Annotated in this window: 13 protein-coding genes and 1 pseudogene; 11 read left to right on the top strand and 3 right to left on the bottom strand. The window is 72.5% G+C overall.

Going from position 1 to position 18,714, the window contains the following annotated elements; genetic code table 11:
* Nucleotides 1–19: 19 nt before the first annotated feature.
* Both KIS93_RS60975 and KIS93_RS60970 read right to left on the bottom strand, forming a co-directional pair.
* Complete coding sequence (locus KIS93_RS60975) at nucleotides 20–220, bottom strand: hypothetical protein (RefSeq protein WP_080038426.1); 201 nt, start codon at nucleotides 218–220, stop codon at nucleotides 20–22.
* Nucleotides 221–242: 22 nt separating this feature from the next.
* The gene (locus KIS93_RS60970) at nucleotides 243–995 is read right to left on the bottom strand and encodes a L,D-transpeptidase (RefSeq protein WP_080038427.1); all 753 of its coding nucleotides are present in this window, start codon (nucleotides 993–995) and stop codon (nucleotides 243–245) included.
* A 92-nt stretch (nucleotides 996–1,087) separates the two neighbouring features.
* Between KIS93_RS60970 and KIS93_RS60965 the strand changes: the two genes are divergently transcribed.
* Together KIS93_RS60965 and KIS93_RS60960 are read left to right on the top strand one after the other, a co-directional pair.
* On the top strand, nucleotides 1,088–1,777 hold the full coding sequence (locus KIS93_RS60965; RefSeq protein ID WP_080038428.1) for a response regulator transcription factor: 690 nt from the start codon (nucleotides 1,088–1,090) through the stop codon (nucleotides 1,775–1,777).
* A complete protein-coding gene (locus KIS93_RS60960; RefSeq protein ID WP_080038429.1) occupies nucleotides 1,767–3,542 on the top strand; it encodes a sensor histidine kinase in 1,776 nt (591 codons plus the stop codon). The genes KIS93_RS60965 and KIS93_RS60960 overlap by 11 nt, the downstream gene beginning before the upstream one ends.
* Before the next feature lie 47 nt (nucleotides 3,543–3,589).
* On the opposite strand, the pseudogene KIS93_RS69595 reads toward KIS93_RS60960, so the two are convergent.
* A pseudogene (locus KIS93_RS69595) lies at nucleotides 3,590–3,704 on the bottom strand (transposase); the annotation flags it as partial.
* A gap of 235 nt (nucleotides 3,705–3,939) precedes the next feature.
* Here KIS93_RS69595 and KIS93_RS60955 point away from each other — a divergent pair.
* The 9 genes from KIS93_RS60955 (at nucleotide 3,940) to KIS93_RS60915 (ending at nucleotide 18,667) form a co-directional block, all read left to right on the top strand.
* Nucleotides 3,940–4,182, top strand: coding sequence for a hypothetical protein (locus tag KIS93_RS60955; protein ID WP_080038430.1), 243 nt, complete (start codon nucleotides 3,940–3,942; stop codon nucleotides 4,180–4,182).
* Between the two features lie 873 nt (nucleotides 4,183–5,055).
* On the top strand, nucleotides 5,056–7,809 hold the full coding sequence (locus KIS93_RS60950) for a helix-turn-helix transcriptional regulator (protein WP_222108162.1): 2,754 nt from the start codon (nucleotides 5,056–5,058) through the stop codon (nucleotides 7,807–7,809).
* A 78-nt stretch (nucleotides 7,810–7,887) separates the two neighbouring features.
* Nucleotides 7,888–9,066, top strand: coding sequence for an MFS transporter (locus tag KIS93_RS60945; RefSeq protein ID WP_080038432.1), 1,179 nt, complete (start codon nucleotides 7,888–7,890; stop codon nucleotides 9,064–9,066).
* 419 nt (nucleotides 9,067–9,485) lie between these two features.
* Entirely contained in the window at nucleotides 9,486–9,746 is a 261-nt protein-coding gene (locus tag KIS93_RS60940) for an AfsR/SARP family transcriptional regulator (RefSeq protein ID WP_186405151.1), read from the top strand.
* 154 nt (nucleotides 9,747–9,900) lie between these two features.
* On the top strand, nucleotides 9,901–10,611 hold the full coding sequence (locus tag KIS93_RS60935; protein WP_080038434.1) for an alpha/beta fold hydrolase: 711 nt from the start codon (nucleotides 9,901–9,903) through the stop codon (nucleotides 10,609–10,611).
* Nucleotides 10,589–11,230: a sigma factor-like helix-turn-helix DNA-binding protein gene (locus tag KIS93_RS60930; protein ID WP_186405150.1), complete on the top strand. Its 642-nt coding sequence runs from the start codon at nucleotides 10,589–10,591 to the stop codon at nucleotides 11,228–11,230. Before KIS93_RS60935 ends, KIS93_RS60930 begins: the two co-directional genes overlap by 23 nt.
* Nucleotides 11,231–11,401: 171 nt before the next feature.
* Nucleotides 11,402–13,657: an ATP-binding protein gene (locus KIS93_RS60925; RefSeq protein WP_222108161.1), complete on the top strand. Its 2,256-nt coding sequence runs from the start codon at nucleotides 11,402–11,404 to the stop codon at nucleotides 13,655–13,657.
* Nucleotides 13,658–13,853: 196 nt separating this feature from the next.
* A complete protein-coding gene (locus tag KIS93_RS60920) occupies nucleotides 13,854–17,705 on the top strand; it encodes a S8 family peptidase (RefSeq protein WP_155127012.1) in 3,852 nt (1,283 codons plus the stop codon).
* The gene (locus KIS93_RS60915; protein ID WP_080038438.1) at nucleotides 17,702–18,667 is read left to right on the top strand and encodes an alpha/beta hydrolase; all 966 of its coding nucleotides are present in this window, start codon (nucleotides 17,702–17,704) and stop codon (nucleotides 18,665–18,667) included. The genes KIS93_RS60920 and KIS93_RS60915 overlap by 4 nt, the downstream gene beginning before the upstream one ends.
* The last annotated feature ends 47 nt before the right edge of the window (nucleotides 18,668–18,714 follow it).

The following is an 18,714-nucleotide window of genomic DNA, read 5'->3' as shown; positions in this document are numbered from 1 at the left end:
CCCCGGCGCGGTCCAGGGGTCAGCCGGTGTAGTTGGGCATCTTGGGGATGGCCTTGCCGGGCGGCCCGGCGGTCGGCAAGTTGTCGCCAGGGTGGCTCGGGCTCAGGTGCCCCGGTGAGGAGGCCGGCTCGGGCGGGGTGGTGGCCTCGGCGGCGGCCAGACCCGTGAGGGCCAGACCGGTGCCCAGCGCGATCGCTGCCGTGAGGGACTTCAGGCGCATCGACGGTCCTTTCGTTGCTGGTTCATTCCTTGATGACGACAGGCGTGCCGATCGCCAGGTTCTCGGCCATCCAGGTAATGTCGTCGTTGCTGACCCGCACGCAGCCGTGGCTGACCTTGCCGCCCAGCGTCGAAGCCTGGTTCGTGCCGTGCACGGCGAGCTGCCCGGGGCCGCCGGCGAACGTCCGCAGCGTCGGGGAGAAGCCGCTCAGCCCGAAGGCGTAGGCGCCGTAGGCGCCGTCGGGGTTCGGCGGGCGGAGCAGCTCGGTGAAGTAGAAGCGGCCGGCCGGGGTGGGCGTGCCGCCCTCACCGACCGCGACCTTGCCGGTGCGCAGCACCTTCTCGCCGTCGAAGACGGTGAACGTGAACGTCTTCGGGTCTATCTCCACTCGATGGGTCGTGGACGTCAGCTTGACGTCGGACGCCTTGACCCAGCCGGTGCTGCCGTTGGGCCGGACCGGCAGCAGCACCTTGAGCCAGTCGCCGTCCTCGGCCTCGACCAGGAACACCCGGGTGGCCCCCATCTCATTGGGGCTGAACAGCGTCATCCAGGCTGCCCCGTCGCCCTTCCGCCTGTGCACGGAGATCCGGCGGCCGCGCACGGTCGCTATCGCCGCACCGCCCCGCCGCTGCTGTTGTTCGGCGGCAGCCGCCGGTCGGCCGGTCCTGGACGGGCCGGGCCCCGACGTGCCACCGCTCGACGAGCCGCAAGCGGCGGCCCCGGCGACCAGGCCGGCGGCGAGCAGGACGCCGGTGTAGATCTTGACGTGGCGCATGTCGAAAGATGCTCGCCAAGAAATGTGAAGAACCCGTGAGGCCGATGTGATGATCTCGTGGTGCCGGTCTCGGGTCGCCTATTCTCCAAGGAATGTGCGCGAATGTCCTGGTCGCGGAGGACGACCCCAAACAGGCGGAGCTGCTGCGCCGCTATCTCCAGCGCGAGGGACACTCCGTGGCCGTCGTCCACGACGGGCGGACCGCGATCGAGCAGGCCCGCCTCCGCCGCCCCGACCTCGTCCTGCTCGACGTGATGATGCCGGGCGTCGACGGCCTCGACGTGTGCCGTGTGCTGCGCGCCGAGTCCGACGTGCCGGTGCTGATGGTGACCGCCCGCTCGACGGAGGACGACCTGCTGCTCGGCCTCGACCTCGGTGCCGACGACTACCTCACCAAGCCCTACAGCCCGCGCGAGCTGATGGCCCGGGTGCGCACGCTGCTGCGGCGGACCAGGCGGGGGAGCGGCGAGGAGGTGTACCGGGTCGGCGGCCTCACGGTGGACCGCGAGCGGCACATGGTGCTCGCGGACGGGCGCGAGGTGGAGTGCACCCCCGCGGAGTTCCGCATCCTGGAGGCGCTGGCCGCGTGCCCGGCGCGGGTTTTCACCCGGTCACAACTTCTGGAGCACCTGCACGGCTACGACCGCTTCATCACCGAGCGCACGGTCGACGTGCACGTGAAGAACCTGCGCAAGAAGATCGAGCCGCAGCCACAGCGGCCGGTCCGGCTGCGCACGGTCTACGGCGTCGGGTACAAGCTGGTCAGCGACCGTGCGCCATAGCCTCCTCGTACGGCTGGTCGCCAGCTCGGTGCTGATCGCGGTGTGCTCGATCGTGGCGACCGCGTGGCTGGCGGCGCGCAGCACGTCCGGCGAGATCCGGCAGCAGCAGGGCCAGACGCTCGCCCGCGACGCCCGCGTCAACGACGCGCTGCTCGGCTACGCGGCGAGCCACCCGCGGTGGGACGGCGTCGAGGAGACCGTGCGCGAGCTGGCCCGGCAGAGCGGCGAGCGGGTCGCGCTGGCGACCGAGGGCGGCGCCCTGATCGCGGACTCGGCGCCCGGCCGGCCGCCGCTGCCTGCGCGCGCCTCGGCCGTCGTCGACCCGCTCGCCGTCGACGTCTCGCTGGTGCCCGGGGCGGCCACCGACCGGATCGACGCGCGCGCGGTCGGGCCGTTCCTCCTGCCGGGGCCCGAACGGGCCCGGCTGCGCGAGGAGGTCGACGCGCAGGCGGCGTGCCTGCGCCATCAGGGCTGGCGTGCCACGGTCGCCGTCGGCCCTGGCGGCCGCCCCTACCTCCGCCGCGAGGGCGGTCCCGCCACCTCGGCACCGGACGCCGAACACCCCGGCCCGCCCGTCAGCGTGGCGTCCGCGGCGTCACCGCCCGGTTCGCCGTCGTGCTCGCCGGACGCGCCCGGGCCGACCACCACCGAGAAGCGCGCGCTCGACCAGCTCGCCGCCCTGGTCCGCAAGTGCCACGGAGGCCGGGTCGAGGTGTGGCTGGACGAGACCGGCGAGCCGTCCGCTGCGCCGTCGGCCGCCGAGTGCCTGGCCGCCGCGCGCCGCGCCCAGCTGAAGCCGTACGTCGCACCGGCCGCGCTGCTCTACATCGGCTCGCCGGAGGACCGCACGCCGGCCATCGACCCCTACGGCATCGCGGGCGTCACCGCGGTGATCCTCGTCCTGGCGGTCGGGGTCAGCGTGCTCGTCGCCACCCGGCTGATGCGGCCGATGCGGGCGGTGACCGCCGCAGCCCGGCGGATGCGGGCGGGCGACGGCTCGGCGCGGGTCACGGTCCGCGCCAAGGGCGAGGTCGGCGAGCTGGGCGCCGCGTTCAACGAGATGTCCGAGCACCTGGACCGCATGGAGCAGCAGCGCAAGGCGATGGTCAGCGACGTCTCGCACGAGCTGCGCACGCCGCTGAGCACCATCCGCGGCTGGCTGGAGGCCACCCAGGACGGCGTGGCCGAGCTGGACCCGGCGCTCACCGCCTCGCTGGTCGAGGAGACCATGGTGCTGCAACACATCATCGACGACCTGCAGCAGCTCGCGCTCGCCGACGCCGGCAAGCTGCAGCTGCACCCCGAGCCGGTCGACGTGGCCGACCTGCTCGAGCAGATCGCGACCGTCCACCGCGCCGCGGCCGCCGGGCCGGCGCTGACCGTCGAGGTGACCGGCCGCCCCTGCCTGGACGCCGATCCGGTACGGCTGCGGCAGGCGGTCGGCAACCTGCTCACCAACGCGCTCCGCCACACGCCCGCCGGCGGGCGGGTAAGCCTGCGCGCGCACGGCGACGCCGACGACGTGCTGATCGAGGTCGCCGACACCGGGCCGGGCATCGCGCCCGAGCACCTGCCGTACGTCTTCGGCCGGTTCTGGCGGGCCGAGAAATCGCGCAGCCGCCAGACCGGCGGCAGCGGACTGGGCCTGGCCATCGTGCGGCAGCTCGCCGAGGCGCACGGCGGGTCCGCGGCGGTGCGCAGCGAGCCTGGCCGGGGCGCGACGTTCGTCCTGCGTCTGCCCCGCAGAACGAAGATCCGGGACTAACGCGCCCCGTTGGCCGTGGCGAAGAATCCTGCAGACGACGACGCGAAGAAAGCCGACGCGGCCTTCAAGATCTCGTCGGCGCCGGAGCTCGGCGTTCTTCCGGCGCAGCCGCTTCAGCTCGGCCGACTCATCCGTCGTACGGCCGGGTTGCGCGGAGTGGTCAGTCAGGTGGGACGCTCCCTGGCGCGGGTGGAGGCAGTGTCCTCGGTTACAACCTGCCCAACGACAGAGCCGTAAGGTGCAGGAGGCGATCCGGAAGAGGGCGCCGCACGTGGAGAATGACTGTCGCCCGGGAAGCTTTCAGCCCTGGACGCCGACATCATCGCGGCCATCCGCTCCATGCGGGGGTCGCGGCCTTGTCCGGCGGGACAGTCGGACAATTGGAAACGGGGCAAGGATGATCAGGAAGATCGTGACCGCCACGACCATGGCGGGTCTGGCGGCTACGGCCGTGATGACGTTCGGTGGGACGGCGGCAGAGGCGGCCTCGTGCACGGGAAGCTGCGTCGAGAGGACTGCGACGGCGCCGAGCGTGGTGCGGGAGTTCCCCTGGGAGGCATCTGTTGCCCCCGTCTCGCCGACCGGCGGATATCAGCCTGACGGCGGGTATCAGCCTGACGGCGGGTATCACAACGACTGACGCCCCCGGGGAGACGAAGCCCGGCATGGCGCAGGACGATCACGATGTCGTCCTTCAGTGACCTGTGGCCGGGGTGGGAGCGGGCCGCTATTCGTCAGCCGACGTGGGTCGTTTTCATCGCCGCCGGGTCCGCGCGTCAGCCGCCGGCGCACGCCAGGACGGTCACCGGCAGCAGGAACCTCCCGGCAAGATCCGGGTCGCCGTCAGGGCGGCGGACGGCCACCGGCCTTCGACCCCGCCCTCTACCGTCGGCGTCACGCCGTGGAGTGCGGCATCAACCAGTTCAAACAAAACCGTGCCATGGCCACTCGATAGGACAAGCTCGCCGTCCAGTTCGAAGCAACGCTCACCATCGCCGCGATCCACCAATGGCTCCGCGCCTTATGAAACGCGGTGCGGCCGGCGGCAGGTAGCCCGGCTGATACGCGCGCTCGGCCTGGCCGGACGATATCGGCGCCGCCGGCAGCAGACCACCATCCCCGACCCGAACGCTGAGGCCCGACCAGACCTGATCGGCCGTGACTTCATGCCCGATGCAGCCTCTGCCGATACCCGCTGGTCGGCGACATCACTTCACGGGAGAGCCCCAGGGTTGATCGGGCAGGGTGCAGGTCGAGCTGTCGGCGGACGACCAGGGCGACCCAGCACGACCAGGGCAACCAGGGCAACGGGCCAGCCTTGTGGGCAAATTTCGCAAGCTATGGGGCTGCTCGGCTTTACGGACAGAGCTGTGAGCCTCACCCTCCAAGGGGCCGGCATCTCGTAGATGGTGGAACGCCCGATCTTGAGGTGATGAGACAACCGCCACAGCCGACGGCGTCCGGGCGGCGAGCGCTTCCCGGGTGCCCGGCTTGAGCTGGCACAATGGCATTTGTGACAAAGCCCCCCACCGTGGATCTCATCGGCAGGGAGCCCGAGCAGGGCACGGTCCGCCAGTTGCTGGACGCCACCGGAGCCGGGCGTGGCGGGACGCTGCTGGTCCACGGTGCCGCCGGTGTCGGCAAGTCGGCGTTGATCCACGCCGCGCAGGACGAGGCACGAAACCGAGGTTTCACCGTTTTGTCGGCCGTGGGGGTGGAGACCGAGTTGTGGTTTCCGTTCGCCGCCCTGCACCAGTTCGTCCAGCCGCTGCGGGGGGAGCTCGACGACCTGGCCGACACGCATCGCGAGGCGGTGCGGGCGGCGTTCAGCGGCGAGCGGGACGCGCCGGGCACCTACCAGGTGGCCCTCGCGATCCTCGAACTGCTCGCCGACGCCGCCGATCGGAGGCCGCTGCTGGTGGTGGCCGACGACCTGCAGTGGATGGATCTGCCCAGCAGGGAGGTGCTGGCCTTCGTGGCGCGACGGGTCGGCGACCAGCCGATCCTGGTGTTGCTCGCGGCCAGGACCAGCCCGGGCGGGGCTCCGCCGGTCGAGATTCATCCACAGCTGACCCTGGGCCCGCTGAGCGAACCGTCCGCCCAGGCGTTGCTCGACACCGTCGCACCACGGCTGAGTCCGCACGTACGCACGCTGATCCTGGATCGCGCCGCGGGCAATCCGCTTGCCCTCGTCGAGTTGCCCAAGGCGGTGAAGGCGTTGCCGGCGCAGCCCAACGAGTTGCCGCTGACCCAGCGGCTGGAGGCGGCGTTCGCGGCGCGGACCGGCGGGGTGACGCCGGTGTGCCGGATGTTCCTGCTCGCGCTGGCGGCCGAGCCGGACGCGCCGCTGCAACTCCTGCTGGACGTGGCCGGCGGCCTGACCGGCGTGGCGCCCACGGTGGCGGCACTGCAGGAGGCGACCGACGCGGGGCTGGTGTCCCTCGCCGACGGCGTGCCCCGCTTCGGGCATCCCCTGATGCGCTCGGCCATCTACACGCGGGCGCCGATCGCCGACCGCCTGTCGGTCCACGGTGCCCTCGCCTCGGCTCTGAGCAGCCCGGACCGCAAACTGGCCCATGAGGCCGCGGCCACGCTCGGCCCCGACGAGGAACTGGCCACCCGGCTGGAACACTTCGCGGAGGCGGCGCAGGCGCACGGCAACGTCACCGGTGCTCTGCCGGCGCTGCGGCAGGCGGCCCGGCTGGTCCACGATCCACGGCGGCGTACCGGCATGCTGATTCGAGCGGCGGAGCTGGCCACCGAGCTGAGCGACCCCGACCCGGCCCGTGCCCTGCTGGCGAGCGTCGACGTCGGCATGCTCGGCCCGGTGGAACGCGGCCGCCTGATGAACGCCGACGAACTGGTCGGGTTCTTCGAGCCGCAGGATCGCAACCAGCGGGTCCACGATCTGGTCGGGGTCGCTGCCGAGGCGTACGCCGGCGGCGCGCCGAAGGTCGGGGGGATCCTGCTGTGGCGGGCGGCGGTCCGTTGCTTCTTCCAGGACGGGGAGACGTCCGCCCGCGCGGCCACGACGGCCGAGCTCGATCGGTGGGATCCCGACCCGGACGCCGCCGAGACGCTGGCGGTGCGGGCGCACGCCGAGCCGTTCCGGTGGGGCGCCGACGTGCTGGCCCGGCTCGACGGCGCCGCGGCCGAGTCGACGGACGGGTGGAGCCTGTACTTTCTCGGCAGCACCGCGCGCGCGCTCGGCGACTTCACCCGCTGTTCGGTGTATTCGGGCCAGGCGGCGCAGATCTGGCGTCGCCAGGGCCGGCTGGGGCTGCTCACCCGGGCCCTGGCCGCCGCGTGGCCACGGGTCTGGCTCGGTGAGCTGGAGCGGGCCAGGGTGGAAAGCGAAGAGGCGTGTGTGCTGGCCAGGGAGACGGCGCAGCCGTTCGCCTACCTGGGCGGCCGGGCCACCGCCGCGCTGATCGCGGCGCTGCGCGGGGAGGCCGGCATCGCGGCCGGCATGAACGAGGAACTGCGCGCCAGCGGGGTGCTGCCCGGCATGCGGTTCGCCACGGTGATCGCGCAGCAGACCGACGGCCTGCTGGCGTTGATCGACGGCCGGCCCGAGGAGGCGTTCCGGCTGCTCTCCCGGATCTTCGACCCCGCCGATCCGCACCACCACTCCCTCATGCAGTGGACGGTCGCCCCCGACCTGGCCGATGCCGCGGTCGCGGCGGGTGCCGAGGACGAAGCCCGCAAGGTGCTCGTCGACCTGCCGGAGCTGGCGACCCGCCTCCCGTCGGAAATGATGATCAACGCGCTCGCCTACACCGACGCCGTCCTCGCGCCCGACGCCGAGGCGGAGGAGCGGTACGTCGCCGCGCTGGCCGCGCTGCCTTCCGGCTGGCCGTTGTCGCGTGCCCGGTTGCAGCTTCATCACGGCCGCTGGCTGCGCAGGCAGCGCCGGTACGTCGATGCCCGCGAGCCGTTGCGTCAGGCCCGCGACGGCTTCGACCGGCTCGGTGCCCGATATTGGGCGGAGGTCGCCGGCAGCCAGCTTCGGGCGACCGGCGAGACCAAGGCCGACCGGCTCCGGAATCCGGCCGACTCGCTGTCGCCGCGCGAGATGCAGATCGCGGTGCTGGCCGCGCGCGGCCTCAGTAACCGGGAGATCGGCCAGCGCATGTTCATCTCCCACCGCACGGTCGGCACGTACCTCTACCGGATCTATCCGCGCCTCGGCGTGGCCAACCGTTTCCAGCTGGCGGCGGTGCTCGGTAACCAGGTCGGAAACGAACCGGATCAGCGAGACGGCTGAACCCGGCCGGCTGCGACGATCGGCGTCCGGCGGACACGATGCATTGCGGATGTGCCGAATCTCGGATATTTGTCCCCTGTGTCGCAGGTAAAACGTGATCGTGTCACCTTCCTCGCCTATGCCCAGCTCGGCGGGTGGGGGTTCTTTCTCTACGGCTTCAGCCCGCTCATCCCTCTTCTGCGCGACGAACAGGGCACCTCTGCCGCGGTGGCCGGGCTTCACGGCACCGCGATGGCCGCCGGCGGCGTGCTCGGTGGTCTGCTCTTCACGCCGCTCGTCCGCCGGCTGGGCCGGGGCCCGACGACCTGGCTGGGTCTCGGCGGCCTCGCTGCCGCCGTCACCGCGTTGTGCCTGCTGCGTCCGTTCGGCGCGACACTCACGGCGGCGCTGCTCGGCGCGCTCGGCGGCACTCTGGTCGCCAGCGGGGTGGCCGCCGTCATCACCGAGAGGCACGGCAAGGCCGCCTCCGCCGCCATCAGCGAAGCGTACGCGGTGTCCATCGCCGTCGGTCTGCTCGCCCCCCTGGCCACCGGGTTCACCGCGAGGCAATGGGGCAGCTGGCGGCTCGGCCTGGTCCTGATCCTGCTACTGATCGGCCTGGTCGCCGTCGTCGCGGCGGTGACCGGCACCCGGTTGCCGGACAGTGACGACGCCGCGCGTGGCCGGGGAGCCTCCCGGCCGAGGCTGCCCCGGCCCTACTGGCCGGCCTGGCTGCTGCTGGTCGTGGTCGGCGCCATCGAGGCGTGCGTGGCGTTCTGGTCCGCCTCGGTCCTGCGCACCCATGCCGGCGTGACCGCGGCCACCGCCACCACGCTGATCTCGGCCATGGTGTTCGGCAAGCTGATCGGCCGGGTGGCGGGCAGCGTGATCGCCGCACGCGTCTCCACCGTGCCGCTGGTACTGAGCGCCTTCGCCCTGTCGGCGACCGGCTTCGTCGTGTTCTGGACCTCGACCGTCGGGTGGCTCGCCGGGGCCGGGCTGCTGGTCATCGGGCTCGGCAACGCCATGCATTTCCCGCTCGTCCTGTCGCTGGCCATGTCGGCGGCACCCGGCGCCGCCGACCGGGCGGCCGCCGTCGCGAACTACGCCAACTCCCTCGCCTTCGCCGTGGCGCCCGTGGCCCTCGGAGGGCTCGCCGACCTGTTCGGCCCCCACCGGGCCTTTCTCCTGCTCCCCGCGCTGCTGGCCGCCGCCGTGCTGCTGGCCGTGTCCACCGGCCGCATGTCGCGCTCGCCGGACGTCGAGCCGGTGCGCTGACCCACGGGGGAGCCGGGCCCGCCCGGATGGCCCCTTCATCACATCCCCAGCATCCGCGCCGCACCCCGCCGGGCGGTCCGCCGTCGCTCGTCCCAGGGAAGGCGATGTCACTCATGCCCTGTCGACCACGCCGCGACCCGTTTCCGTGACAGAACCCGGAGCGGCCCCCGCGTGCGCCGGGATGGACCGGCAGGTCAGGACCCGGCCGCTGGCGTACGCCTCCACACCCGAGTCGCGTCGTAGGCATTGCTGAAAGGTCGTGCGTACGTCGTCGTACTCATGATTCGGCCGGACGGCGCCGACATGCTGAAGGCGACGCCAGGACGAAGGGGACCGGAGGGGGTTGTCATGTCGAGCTTGATGGAAGAACGGCGGGCGGCACGATGATGGCGGCCACCCGGTTCAGCATCCTCGGACCGGTGCGGGCCCGCCGGGGCGACGGCGACCTGCTGCCGGCCCGGGCGGGAACGGTGGTCGGCCTGGCGGAAATGGTGGACACCCTTTGGGAGCGGGATCCGCCGGCCAGCGCGGTCAACGTGGTCCACCGCTACATCGGGACGCTGCGCCGGCTGATCGAGCCGGGTCTGCCGGTCCGTAAGGTCGGCTCGCACCTGATCCGGCATGCGGCGGGAGGCCCGTGCCGCCATCCACGTCGACCGCGCGGCAGGCCCGGTTCGTGACATGAGCCGGCCGGTGTGGTCCGCAGCACACACTCGATGTGAACTGAGGGCGCACTACCGCCTCCTACCGTGCTGACCAGCTCGTTCACCTCACAGGAGGCACCTCATGCCGATGGTGGCCCCGAATCTCGCAGCGCAGAAAGGCTGACCCGTCATGGCTGAACCACTGATCGTCCTGGTACACGGCGCGTTCGCGGAGTCCGCCGCCTGGAACGGCGTCATCGAACGCCTCACCCGGTACGGCCTGCCCGTGCTGGCCGTCGCCAACCCGCTGCGCAGCCTGGCCGGGGACGCCGGCCACCTGCGCGACGCCATCGCCGGCCTGGCCCGGCCGGTCATGCTCGTCGGCCACTCCTACGGCGGGATGGTCATCACCCAGGCGGCCACAGGCAACCCCGCCGTCAAGGCCCTGGTCTACGTGGCCGGCTTCGCCCCCGAGCCCGGGGAGAGCGCGGCGCGGCTCTCACTCACGTTCCCGGGCAGCACCCTCGCCAGCACTCTCACCAGCACGCCGCTCGCCGACGGCAGCACCGACCGATCCATCGAACCGGCGAGGTTCGCCCATCAGTTCGCCGCCGATGTGAACCCGGACGCCGCGGCTCTGATGGCCGCCACCCAACGGCCGATCACCGACCGGGCCCTCGGTGACGCCCTGGACGCCCCCATCGCCGCCTGGCGCACCATCCCCAACTGGTTCGTCTGGGGCAGCGCCGACCGCAACATCCCAGCCTCGGCGTCGCGGTACATGGCTCAGCGCGCGAGGGCACGCGAGCTACGGGAGATCGACGGCGCCTCGCACGCCGTCGCGGTCTCGCAGCCAGGCCCGGTCTGCGAGGTGATCCGTGAAGCGGCTGCCCACATCTAGCGGCCAACGCTCCAGCGGCGTCGCCGGCCCGGACGGGGACGACGCCCTCGCCGACTTTCTCGAAGCCCGCGCCATGCTCCTGCAGATCGCCCGCCGGATCGTCACCACCACTGACGCCGAGGACGTCGTCCAGGACACCTGGCTGCGATGGAGCCGCACCGACCGCACGGTCGTCCGCAACGCGCGTGCCTTTCTCGCCTGCACCACGCAGCGCCTGTCGATCACACGAACGCGATGCGCGTACGCCCGGCACCAGATTCCGGCCGGGCTGACCCTGGACGACCCTCCTGAGCTGGGGGCGGACCCGGCCCAGATCGCCGAGGACACCGATGAGCTGCGAGCGGCGATGGCCGTGCTGGTGGTCCGGCTCGGCCCGCGCGAACGCGTGGCCTACCTGCTGCGCGAGGCGTTCGCCCTGCCCTACCGGAACGTCGGTGAGCTGCTCGGGCTCACCGAGCCGCACACGCGCCAGGTGCTCCGCCGCGCCCGCGCGCGGCTGGCGTCCGGCCCCGACCGTTCCGTGCGGGGCGCGGAGAAGTCCCGTCTGCTCACGGTGTTCCTCGACGCCGCCCGTCGTGGAGATCTGGCGGCGCTGGCCGATCTCGCCCGAACGAACTGACCGGCCTGCTGTCTACGACCTATTTCCCCGTCAAAACTGTGATGTTCCCCACCATGTATGCGTTTGACCAGGTCAGCAGCTCACCCAGACCTTCCTGGCGGGCAGGTTCCCATAGCCGATCACCGGCAGTAGCTCTTAGGTTCGCAGGGTTACTGCGTTATGGAGGCACGAGTGTCGGACAGATCTTTCGGGCAGCAGCTGCGAGCCCTGCGGCAGTCGGCCGGCCTGACGATCGAGGCGTTGGCGGAGGCGTCCACGGTGAGCGGGCGCGCCATCAGCGACATGGAGCGCGGCCGGGCCAGGGCGCCACAGGAGCGGACGCTCGTAGCCCTGGCCGACGCGCTGGAGCTGGGCGACGCCGCTCGTGCCGAGCTGGTCGAGCTGGCGCGCGCGGAACGGTCCGGCAACCGGGTGGGGCGGCCGAGGTTGTACGAACTGCCGCGTGGGCTGGGCGACTTCGTCGGCCGGGTGCCGGAGCTGGAGCTGCTGCTGCGCCGGGGGCGGGAGGCGGCCGCGGATGGGCCGACGCCGGTGGTGGTGGTGCACGGCCAGGCGGGGGTGGGCAAGACGGCGTGCGCGGTGCGGGCGGCCGAGCAGTTGCGTGGGGAGTTTCCCGATGGGCAGTTCTACGTGGACCTGCGGGGCACCGACGCCGAGCCGATGCCGACGGTCGAGGTGCTGGATCGGCTGCTGCGGGCGCTGGGCGTCAAACCGGGCGCGATCGCCGAGGACGAGCAGGAGCGGGCCAGCCAGGTGCGGGCGCTGCTGGCCGAGCGGCGTTGCCTGCTGGTGCTGGACAACGCCGCCGACGAGGCGCAGGTGCGGCCGTTGCTGCCGGGGCCGGGCGCCGGGATGGCGATCGTGACGAGCCGGCGCACGCTGGCGGGGCTGGAGACGGTGTCGCGGATCGCGCTGGCACCGCTGTCGCCGCCGGAGTCGGCCGAGCTGCTGCGGAAGATCGTACGGGACGACTCCGCCCGCGCACCGGGCGGCGAGGTCGTCGAGGTCGCCCGGTTGTGCGGGAACCTGCCGCTGGCGTTGCGGATCGCGGGCACCCGGCTGGCCAGCCGGCCGGGCTGGACCATGAAGAACCTGGCGGAGCGGCTGTCGGACGAGGACCGGCGGCTGGCGCAGTTGTCCGTGGGCGATGTGGGGGTGGAGGCGGCGTTCGCGCTGTCGTACGCGGTGCTGTCGTCGAGGGCCAAGACCCTGTTCCGGCGGCTCGCCCACGTGCCTTCGGTGGATTTCGCGGCGCCGATCGCCGCGGTGCTCACGCGGACGGACCTGTTCACCGCGGAGGACGAGCTCGACCGGCTGGTCGAGCTGGGCCTGCTGCAGCACGAAGGCGCCGACCGCTACCGCTTCCACGACCTGATCCGGCTCTACGCGACGCAGCGGCTGCGCGAGGAGGAGCCGGCGGAGGTCAGGGCGGCGGCCGAGCAGTCGATGACGGACTGGCTGCTGGAGACCGCGACCATGGCGGGGCGATGGTTCGAACCCGAAGCCGGCGAGCCGCCGGCCGAGGGGAAGGGCCTGGTCGCGATCGCCTCGCCCGAGGAGGCGCACGCCTGGTTGCAGGTCGAACGGGACAGCTGGCTGGCGGCGCTGCGACTGGCGGCCGCCGCCGGCCGGCACGAGCAGGTGGCCGGACTCGGTGAGGCGATCTACTGGTTCGCGGGCACCATGGATCACTGGAGCAGCCAGTGGGTGGAGGTCTTCGCGCTGTCGCGCGCCGCGGCCGCCCGGCTGCCCGACCGACTCGGAGAGCTCCGGCACCTCAACCACTACGCCTGGGCGGTGCTCGGCGTGGGACGGCTGGAGGAGAGCGCGGCGCTGGCGATGGAGGCCTACCGGCTCGCCGAAAGCCTCGGCGCCGTGAAGGAGCAGGCCGAGGCGATATGGAGCGCGGGCGAGGTCTGGCGGGTCGCCTCCAACCTCGACCAGGCCCTGTGGGCGTACTCCCGGGCGCGGGAGCTGGCCGACACCGCCGGCGCGCACATCACCTTCCTGCAGAGTTTCGTGGGAGCAGGGCTGACGCTCGCCGGCCTTGGCAGAGTCGACGAGGCTCTGCGGGAGTTCAGGGCCGTGCTGCGGGAGATCGACGGGCGCCCGGTCCCGCCCGGGATGGCGCAGGCGACCCGGGCGGCCGTCCAGCTGGGCCTGGCCAGGACGCTGGCCGACGCGCAGCGCTGGCAGGAGGCGATCGACGCGGCGACTCCGGCCCTGGCCTCGTCCACCGAGATGGGCAGGCGCTGGTACATCGGTCATGTGCACCTGGTGCTGGGCAGGGCGCATGCCGCGCTGGGCGCGGCCGAGCAGGCCCGCGAGCATCTCACCGCCGGGATCGAGCTGCTGCAGGACGACGTGGTGACCAGCCCCCGCACGATGGACGAGGCGAAGGCGCAGCTGGCGGCTCTCGGCGACTGAGCACACCTCGCGCACGCGGATCGATTCTGCGTTATTCCTGCATGGTCCCGGCCCTGGCGGAGCTGGTTGCATGGCTTTCGCGACGGAAGCCGGCTGCGGCCCCGGTGCCGGTCGCGTACCCGACCCGGGCCCTCATGACGGCCGGCGGGCGGGAGCGCTCCCGAACGACATTCCCCTCTGACCGGAAGGATGGGCCGTGCCCTCTCTACCGTCCCCGTTAACCGCGGCCCTGAGCGGCCTGGCCCTCGTGCTCGCCGCCGTTGGTGCCGCCCCGCCGCCTGCGCACGCGGCCCCGGCACCACAGGCTGCCGCGCCGGTCGACACCGGGACCGCGCCCGGCCCGGCCACCCTCACCCTCATCACCGGCGACGCCGTCGAGTACACCCCCGGCGACGACGGCGGCCCGCCCGCCATCGCCGTCCGTCCGGCCCCCCGGCCGGACGGGGCCGCCGTCACCTTCGCCACGCTGCCCAGCAAGGACGGCGGCTACCTGGTCCTGCCCTCCGACGCCGCCGGCATGGTGGCCGCCGGCACCCTGGACGAGGAGCTGTTCGACGTCGAGACGCTGGCCCGCGACCAGCTCACCGAGGCCATCCCGCTGCTGGTCACCTATGCCGGCGATCCGGCCCCCGCCACGCTGTCCAGGTCCGCGGGCGCCCTGCCGGCCGGCGAGAACGTCCGCGTCCTCGACAGCATCAACGGCGTCGCGATGAGCGTGGACACCGGACAGGCGGGAGCGTTCTGGGCGGGCCTGCGTACCGATCGGCCTTCTGCCCAGCGCTCGGCGAGCGGCCCGGCCAAGGTCTGGCTCGACCGTAAGACGCACGCTTCGCTCGACCAGAGCGTGCCGCTGATCGGCGCGCCGAAGGCCTGGGAGATGGGGTACGACGGCAAGGGCGTCAAGGTCGCGGTCCTCGACTCCGGTATCGACACGAACCATCCGGACTTCGCCGGCCGGATCTCGGCCACCCGGAACTTCAGCCCGACCTCCGGTATCGCCGACAAGGTCGGGCACGGTACGCATGTCGCCTCGACGATCGCCGGCGCGGGGGAGACGTACAGGGGCGTGGCCCCCGCCGCCACGCTGCTGGTCGGCAAGGTGCTCGACGACAACGGCGACGGCATGTCGTCGTCGACCATCGCGGGCATGCAGTGGGCCGCCGAGCAGGGAGCCGCGGTGGTGAACCTGAGCCTCGGCTGGTGCTGCGGCGACGGCACCGACCCGATCAGCCAGGCCGTGAACACCCTGACGAGGAAGCACGGGACCCTGTTCGTGGCGGCGGCGGGCAACGGGTACGCGGCGCTCGCCGTGAACTCCCCGGCGGCGGCGGACGAGGCGCTGGCCGTGGGCGGAGTGGACAAGGTCACCGGCACGGAGCTGGGGGACTTCTCCAGCCGCGGCCCGCGCCTGGGCGACGCGGCGGTCAAGCCGAACCTCGTCGCGCCCGGCGTGGACATCGTGGCCGCCCGCGCCGCTGGCGCCACCATGCCCGGCATCCCGGGCGACGACAGGTACCTGATGGCGAGCGGCACGTCGATGGCCTCCCCGCACGTGGCGGGGGCCGCGGCCATCCTGGCCCAGCAGCATCCCGAGTGGCGGGCGGCCGAGCTGCGCGACGCGCTCACCTCCACCGCCGTGCGCGCCGACGGACTCAACTGGTTCGACCAGGGCAGCGGCCGGGTGGACGTGGCCCGCGCGGTCACCCAGACCGTCTTCGCCACCTCCTCCGTCGACTTCCGCAAGCTGGACGGCCCGGCCACGCGGCAGATCACCTACCGCAACCTCGGAGCGGAGCCGGTCACGCTCGCGCTCTCCCTCCTCACCCGCGGCTGGAGCGGCAACCCCGCCCCGGACGGCGCGGTGCAGCTGGGGGCGGACAACGTCACGGTGCCCGCGAACGGCACCGCCACCGTGGACCTCACCGCGCACCCGCAGGCCGGCGCGAGGGGGGTGTACGGCGGCTGGGTGACGGCGCAGGCCGGCCAGGCGCGGGTGGTGACGCCGTTCGGCTACTACGCCGAAGCGGTCAAGCACAGCGTCAAGCTGTCGCTCGTCAACTCCTACGGGACCAAGGAGTTCTACAGTCGCTACGCCTACCAGCGGCCCGCGGTGACCGTGTTTCCGGTGAAACTGCCGGCGAGCCAGGAAGACCCGTTCACCTCCTACAGGTTCTCCTCCCTGAGCACCGATTACGCGGGCAACGGCGAGTTCCGCCTGCCGGCGGGCGAATACGAGCTGTTCGGCTCCCTGTACGAGCGGCGGCTCGCCAACCGCGAAACCCTGGTGATCAAAACCGTCGACGTCGACGGGGACGAGACCGTCACCCTGGACGCCCGCGACACGGTCAGGATCAGACCGGATCTGCCGAAGCCGGCCGACGGCGCGGGCACCGTCCGCTATCAGCACAACCCCGATCCGAACGACCCCGACGACCATCCCACTGGCTTCAGCATGTACTGGTCCGTGTCGGGCGGCTACGACCTGTACGTCACGCCGGTCACAGCCCCGAGGACGGGCACGAGCCGCCTGGCGCACCAATGGGCCATGGAGCCGCCCGTCCTGTCCAAGGTCGAAGCCGGCGACCTGACACTGCACCCCGCGTACAGCCCGGACTCCATGCGCGCGCTCACCGCGCCCGCAACCCACCCCATCGTGGCCGTGGGCCGGGGACGGGCGGAGGACTTCGACGGCGTGGACGTGGCGGGCAAGATCGTGCTGGCCGGCGTGCCCGCCGGGGACGCCGCGCGGCCGTACGCGTCGGCGGCCGAAGCCATGGACGCGGCCGGAGCCGAGGCGGCGCGCCGCGGCGCCGCGGGCATCCTCGGCTACCTCGACGTGGACGGCGGCCGGGCCCGCGTCCCCGACGGGCCGTCCCTGCGGCTGGGCTTGAGCGCCGCCGAGGGCCGGGCCGTGCGCACGGCGCTCGGCCGGGGGCCGCTGTCGCTGCGGCTGGAGCCGTACGCAGGCCCGGACGTGCTCTACAACCTGCGCTACGACTCGCCCGGTCAGGTGCCGGCGCGCCCGCCGAAGGCGAAGATGAAGGACCTCGTCCGGGTGGACGCCATCTACCACGCCGACAAGGCGAACGCCCAGATGCGGGCGAACATCTTGACGTCCACCACTGAGCCGTTCGTGCTGGTGAGCATCAACAACCAGCCCATCCGCTCGCAACACCGCACCGAGTACTTCGGCCCGGCCACCGGCGACGTGATCTGGACCAGGGAGATCACGAACGAGTCGCTGACCCTGAAGACCGACGACCTGTTCACCCGGCGCGACCGCCGCCTGACCGAACGGTGGTTCAAGGCGCCGCTGGTGCCGGGAGCCGCCGACGTGCCTGCCGGGCACCCGGTCGCGCTGCCGTGCGGGTTGTGCCGCGACGGGGACCGGTTCGTACCCGGAGAGCAATGGCGCGACTCCGAATCACGCCATTACAGCGATCCGAACCCGGTGACGTCGGCGCCGAAACTGTTCGTCGACGGCCAGGAAGCGGCCGCGATCCAGGGCTATCGCCCCCGCTACTTCACGGTCCCCGGGAAGGCGGGAACCTACCGGCTGGAGTCGACCGACACGACCGGCCGCGTCCTGTCCAGGAGGGTGAGCACGACCAGGTCGTTCGCCTCCACCCCGCCCACCGGGACGCCGCGCGGGTACACCTGCTCCTCCGGGACGTCGTGCGCGTTCCAACCGGCGCTCCAGTTCGCCTACGACCTGCCACTCGACCTGCTGAACCGGGCCGCGTCCGGCAAGCACTTCACCTTCGAGCTGCGCGCCGGCGCGCACTCCACGCTGCGCCGAGCACCCGAGGTGAAGCGGGTCACGGTGGAGTACTCCGTGGACGACGGCGCGACCTGGCGGCCTGCCAAGCGGGTCATCGACCGCGGCGACGGTCGCTACCGCGTCGAGGTGACGCATCCGGCCCTAGCCGACACCAGCGGTTACGTCTCCCTGCGGGTCACCGCCTCGGACGAGGCAGGCGGCTCGGCCACCCAGACCATCGAGCGGGCGTACGGCCTGTCCGCGACACTCACCTCGGAGAAGACATGACAGTCCCGGCCACCACCGGAGTCGTGCTGGAGCCCACCTGCCGGCGATTCCTGGACCGCGCCTTGCGGCGGATGCCGTCCCTGCACGAGATGGAACCGGCCAAGGCACGCGCCGCCTTCGACGATCTGCAGTCGGACCCGGTGGACCTGCTCCCGGTGGACGAGAGGTGGGTCACCGTGCCCGCCTCCGTGGGGGAGGTCGCGGTGCGCCTCGTCCGGCCACGGGGCGCCGCGGCACCGCTGCCGGTGGTGCTCTACCTGCACGGCGGCGGCTGGGTCCTCGGCAACGCGTTCACCCACGATCGGCTGGTCCGCGAACTCGCGGTCGGCGCCTGCGCCGCGGTCGCGTTCGTCGAGTACACCAACGCGCCCGAGGCGCGCTACCCCGTGGCGATCGAGCAGGGGTACGCGGTCGCGCGGTGGATCGGCCGGCAGGGCGCCGCGTACGGCCTCGACCCGGACCGCGTCGCGGTGGCCGGCGACTCGTCCGGCGGCAACATGGCCGCGGCGCTGACGCTGATGGCGAAACAGCGGGGCGACGTGCGCTTCGTGCACCAGTCCCTGTACTACCCGATCACCGACGCCGTCATGGACACCGGCTCCTACCGGGACTTCGCCACGGGGTACCTCCTCACCGCCCGGGCGATGGCGCGGTTCTGGGACGAGTACCTGCCGGACGCCGGGCGGCGGCGAGAGGCCACCGCCTCGCCGCTGCGGGCCACCATGGCCGAGCTCACCGGCCTCCCGCCCGCCTTCGTCGTCGTCGGCGAGGCCGACGTCCTGCGCGACGAGGGCGAGGCCTACGCCGCGAAGCTGCGTGCCGCCGGCGTCCGCGTCACCACCGTGCGGTACGACGGCACCATCCACGGCTTCATGACGTTGAACGAGCTGAGCGACACGTGCGCCGGGCGCGCGGCGACGGCTCAGGCGGTCGCCATGCTCCGCTCCGCCTTCGGCGCCTGAAAGCGATGAGCCACATCCTGCGTATTTCCTGCATGGTCCTGCTCGGT

This window comes from [Actinomadura] parvosata subsp. kistnae (assembly GCF_900323885.1).
Taxonomy (GTDB): Bacteria; Actinomycetota; Actinomycetes; order Streptosporangiales; family Streptosporangiaceae; genus Nonomuraea; species Nonomuraea composti.
The sequence above is the reverse complement of the archived record's forward strand: the minus strand, read 5'-3'. Positions and strand labels throughout refer to the sequence as shown.

Coding starts and splice junctions, on each gene's coding strand:
- KIS93_RS60975 (WP_080038426.1), bottom strand. CDS start 220: ATGCGCCTGAAGTCCCTCACGGCAGCGATCGCGCTGGGCACCGGTCTG.
- KIS93_RS60970 (WP_080038427.1), bottom strand. CDS start 995: ATGCGCCACGTCAAGATCTACACCGGCGTCCTGCTCGCCGCCGGCCTG.
- KIS93_RS60965 (WP_080038428.1), top strand. CDS start 1,088: ATGTGCGCGAATGTCCTGGTCGCGGAGGACGACCCCAAACAGGCGGAG.
- KIS93_RS60955 (WP_080038430.1), top strand. CDS start 3,940: ATGATCAGGAAGATCGTGACCGCCACGACCATGGCGGGTCTGGCGGCT.
- KIS93_RS60935 (WP_080038434.1), top strand. CDS start 9,901: ATGGCTGAACCACTGATCGTCCTGGTACACGGCGCGTTCGCGGAGTCC.
- KIS93_RS60915 (WP_080038438.1), top strand. CDS start 17,702: ATGACAGTCCCGGCCACCACCGGAGTCGTGCTGGAGCCCACCTGCCGG.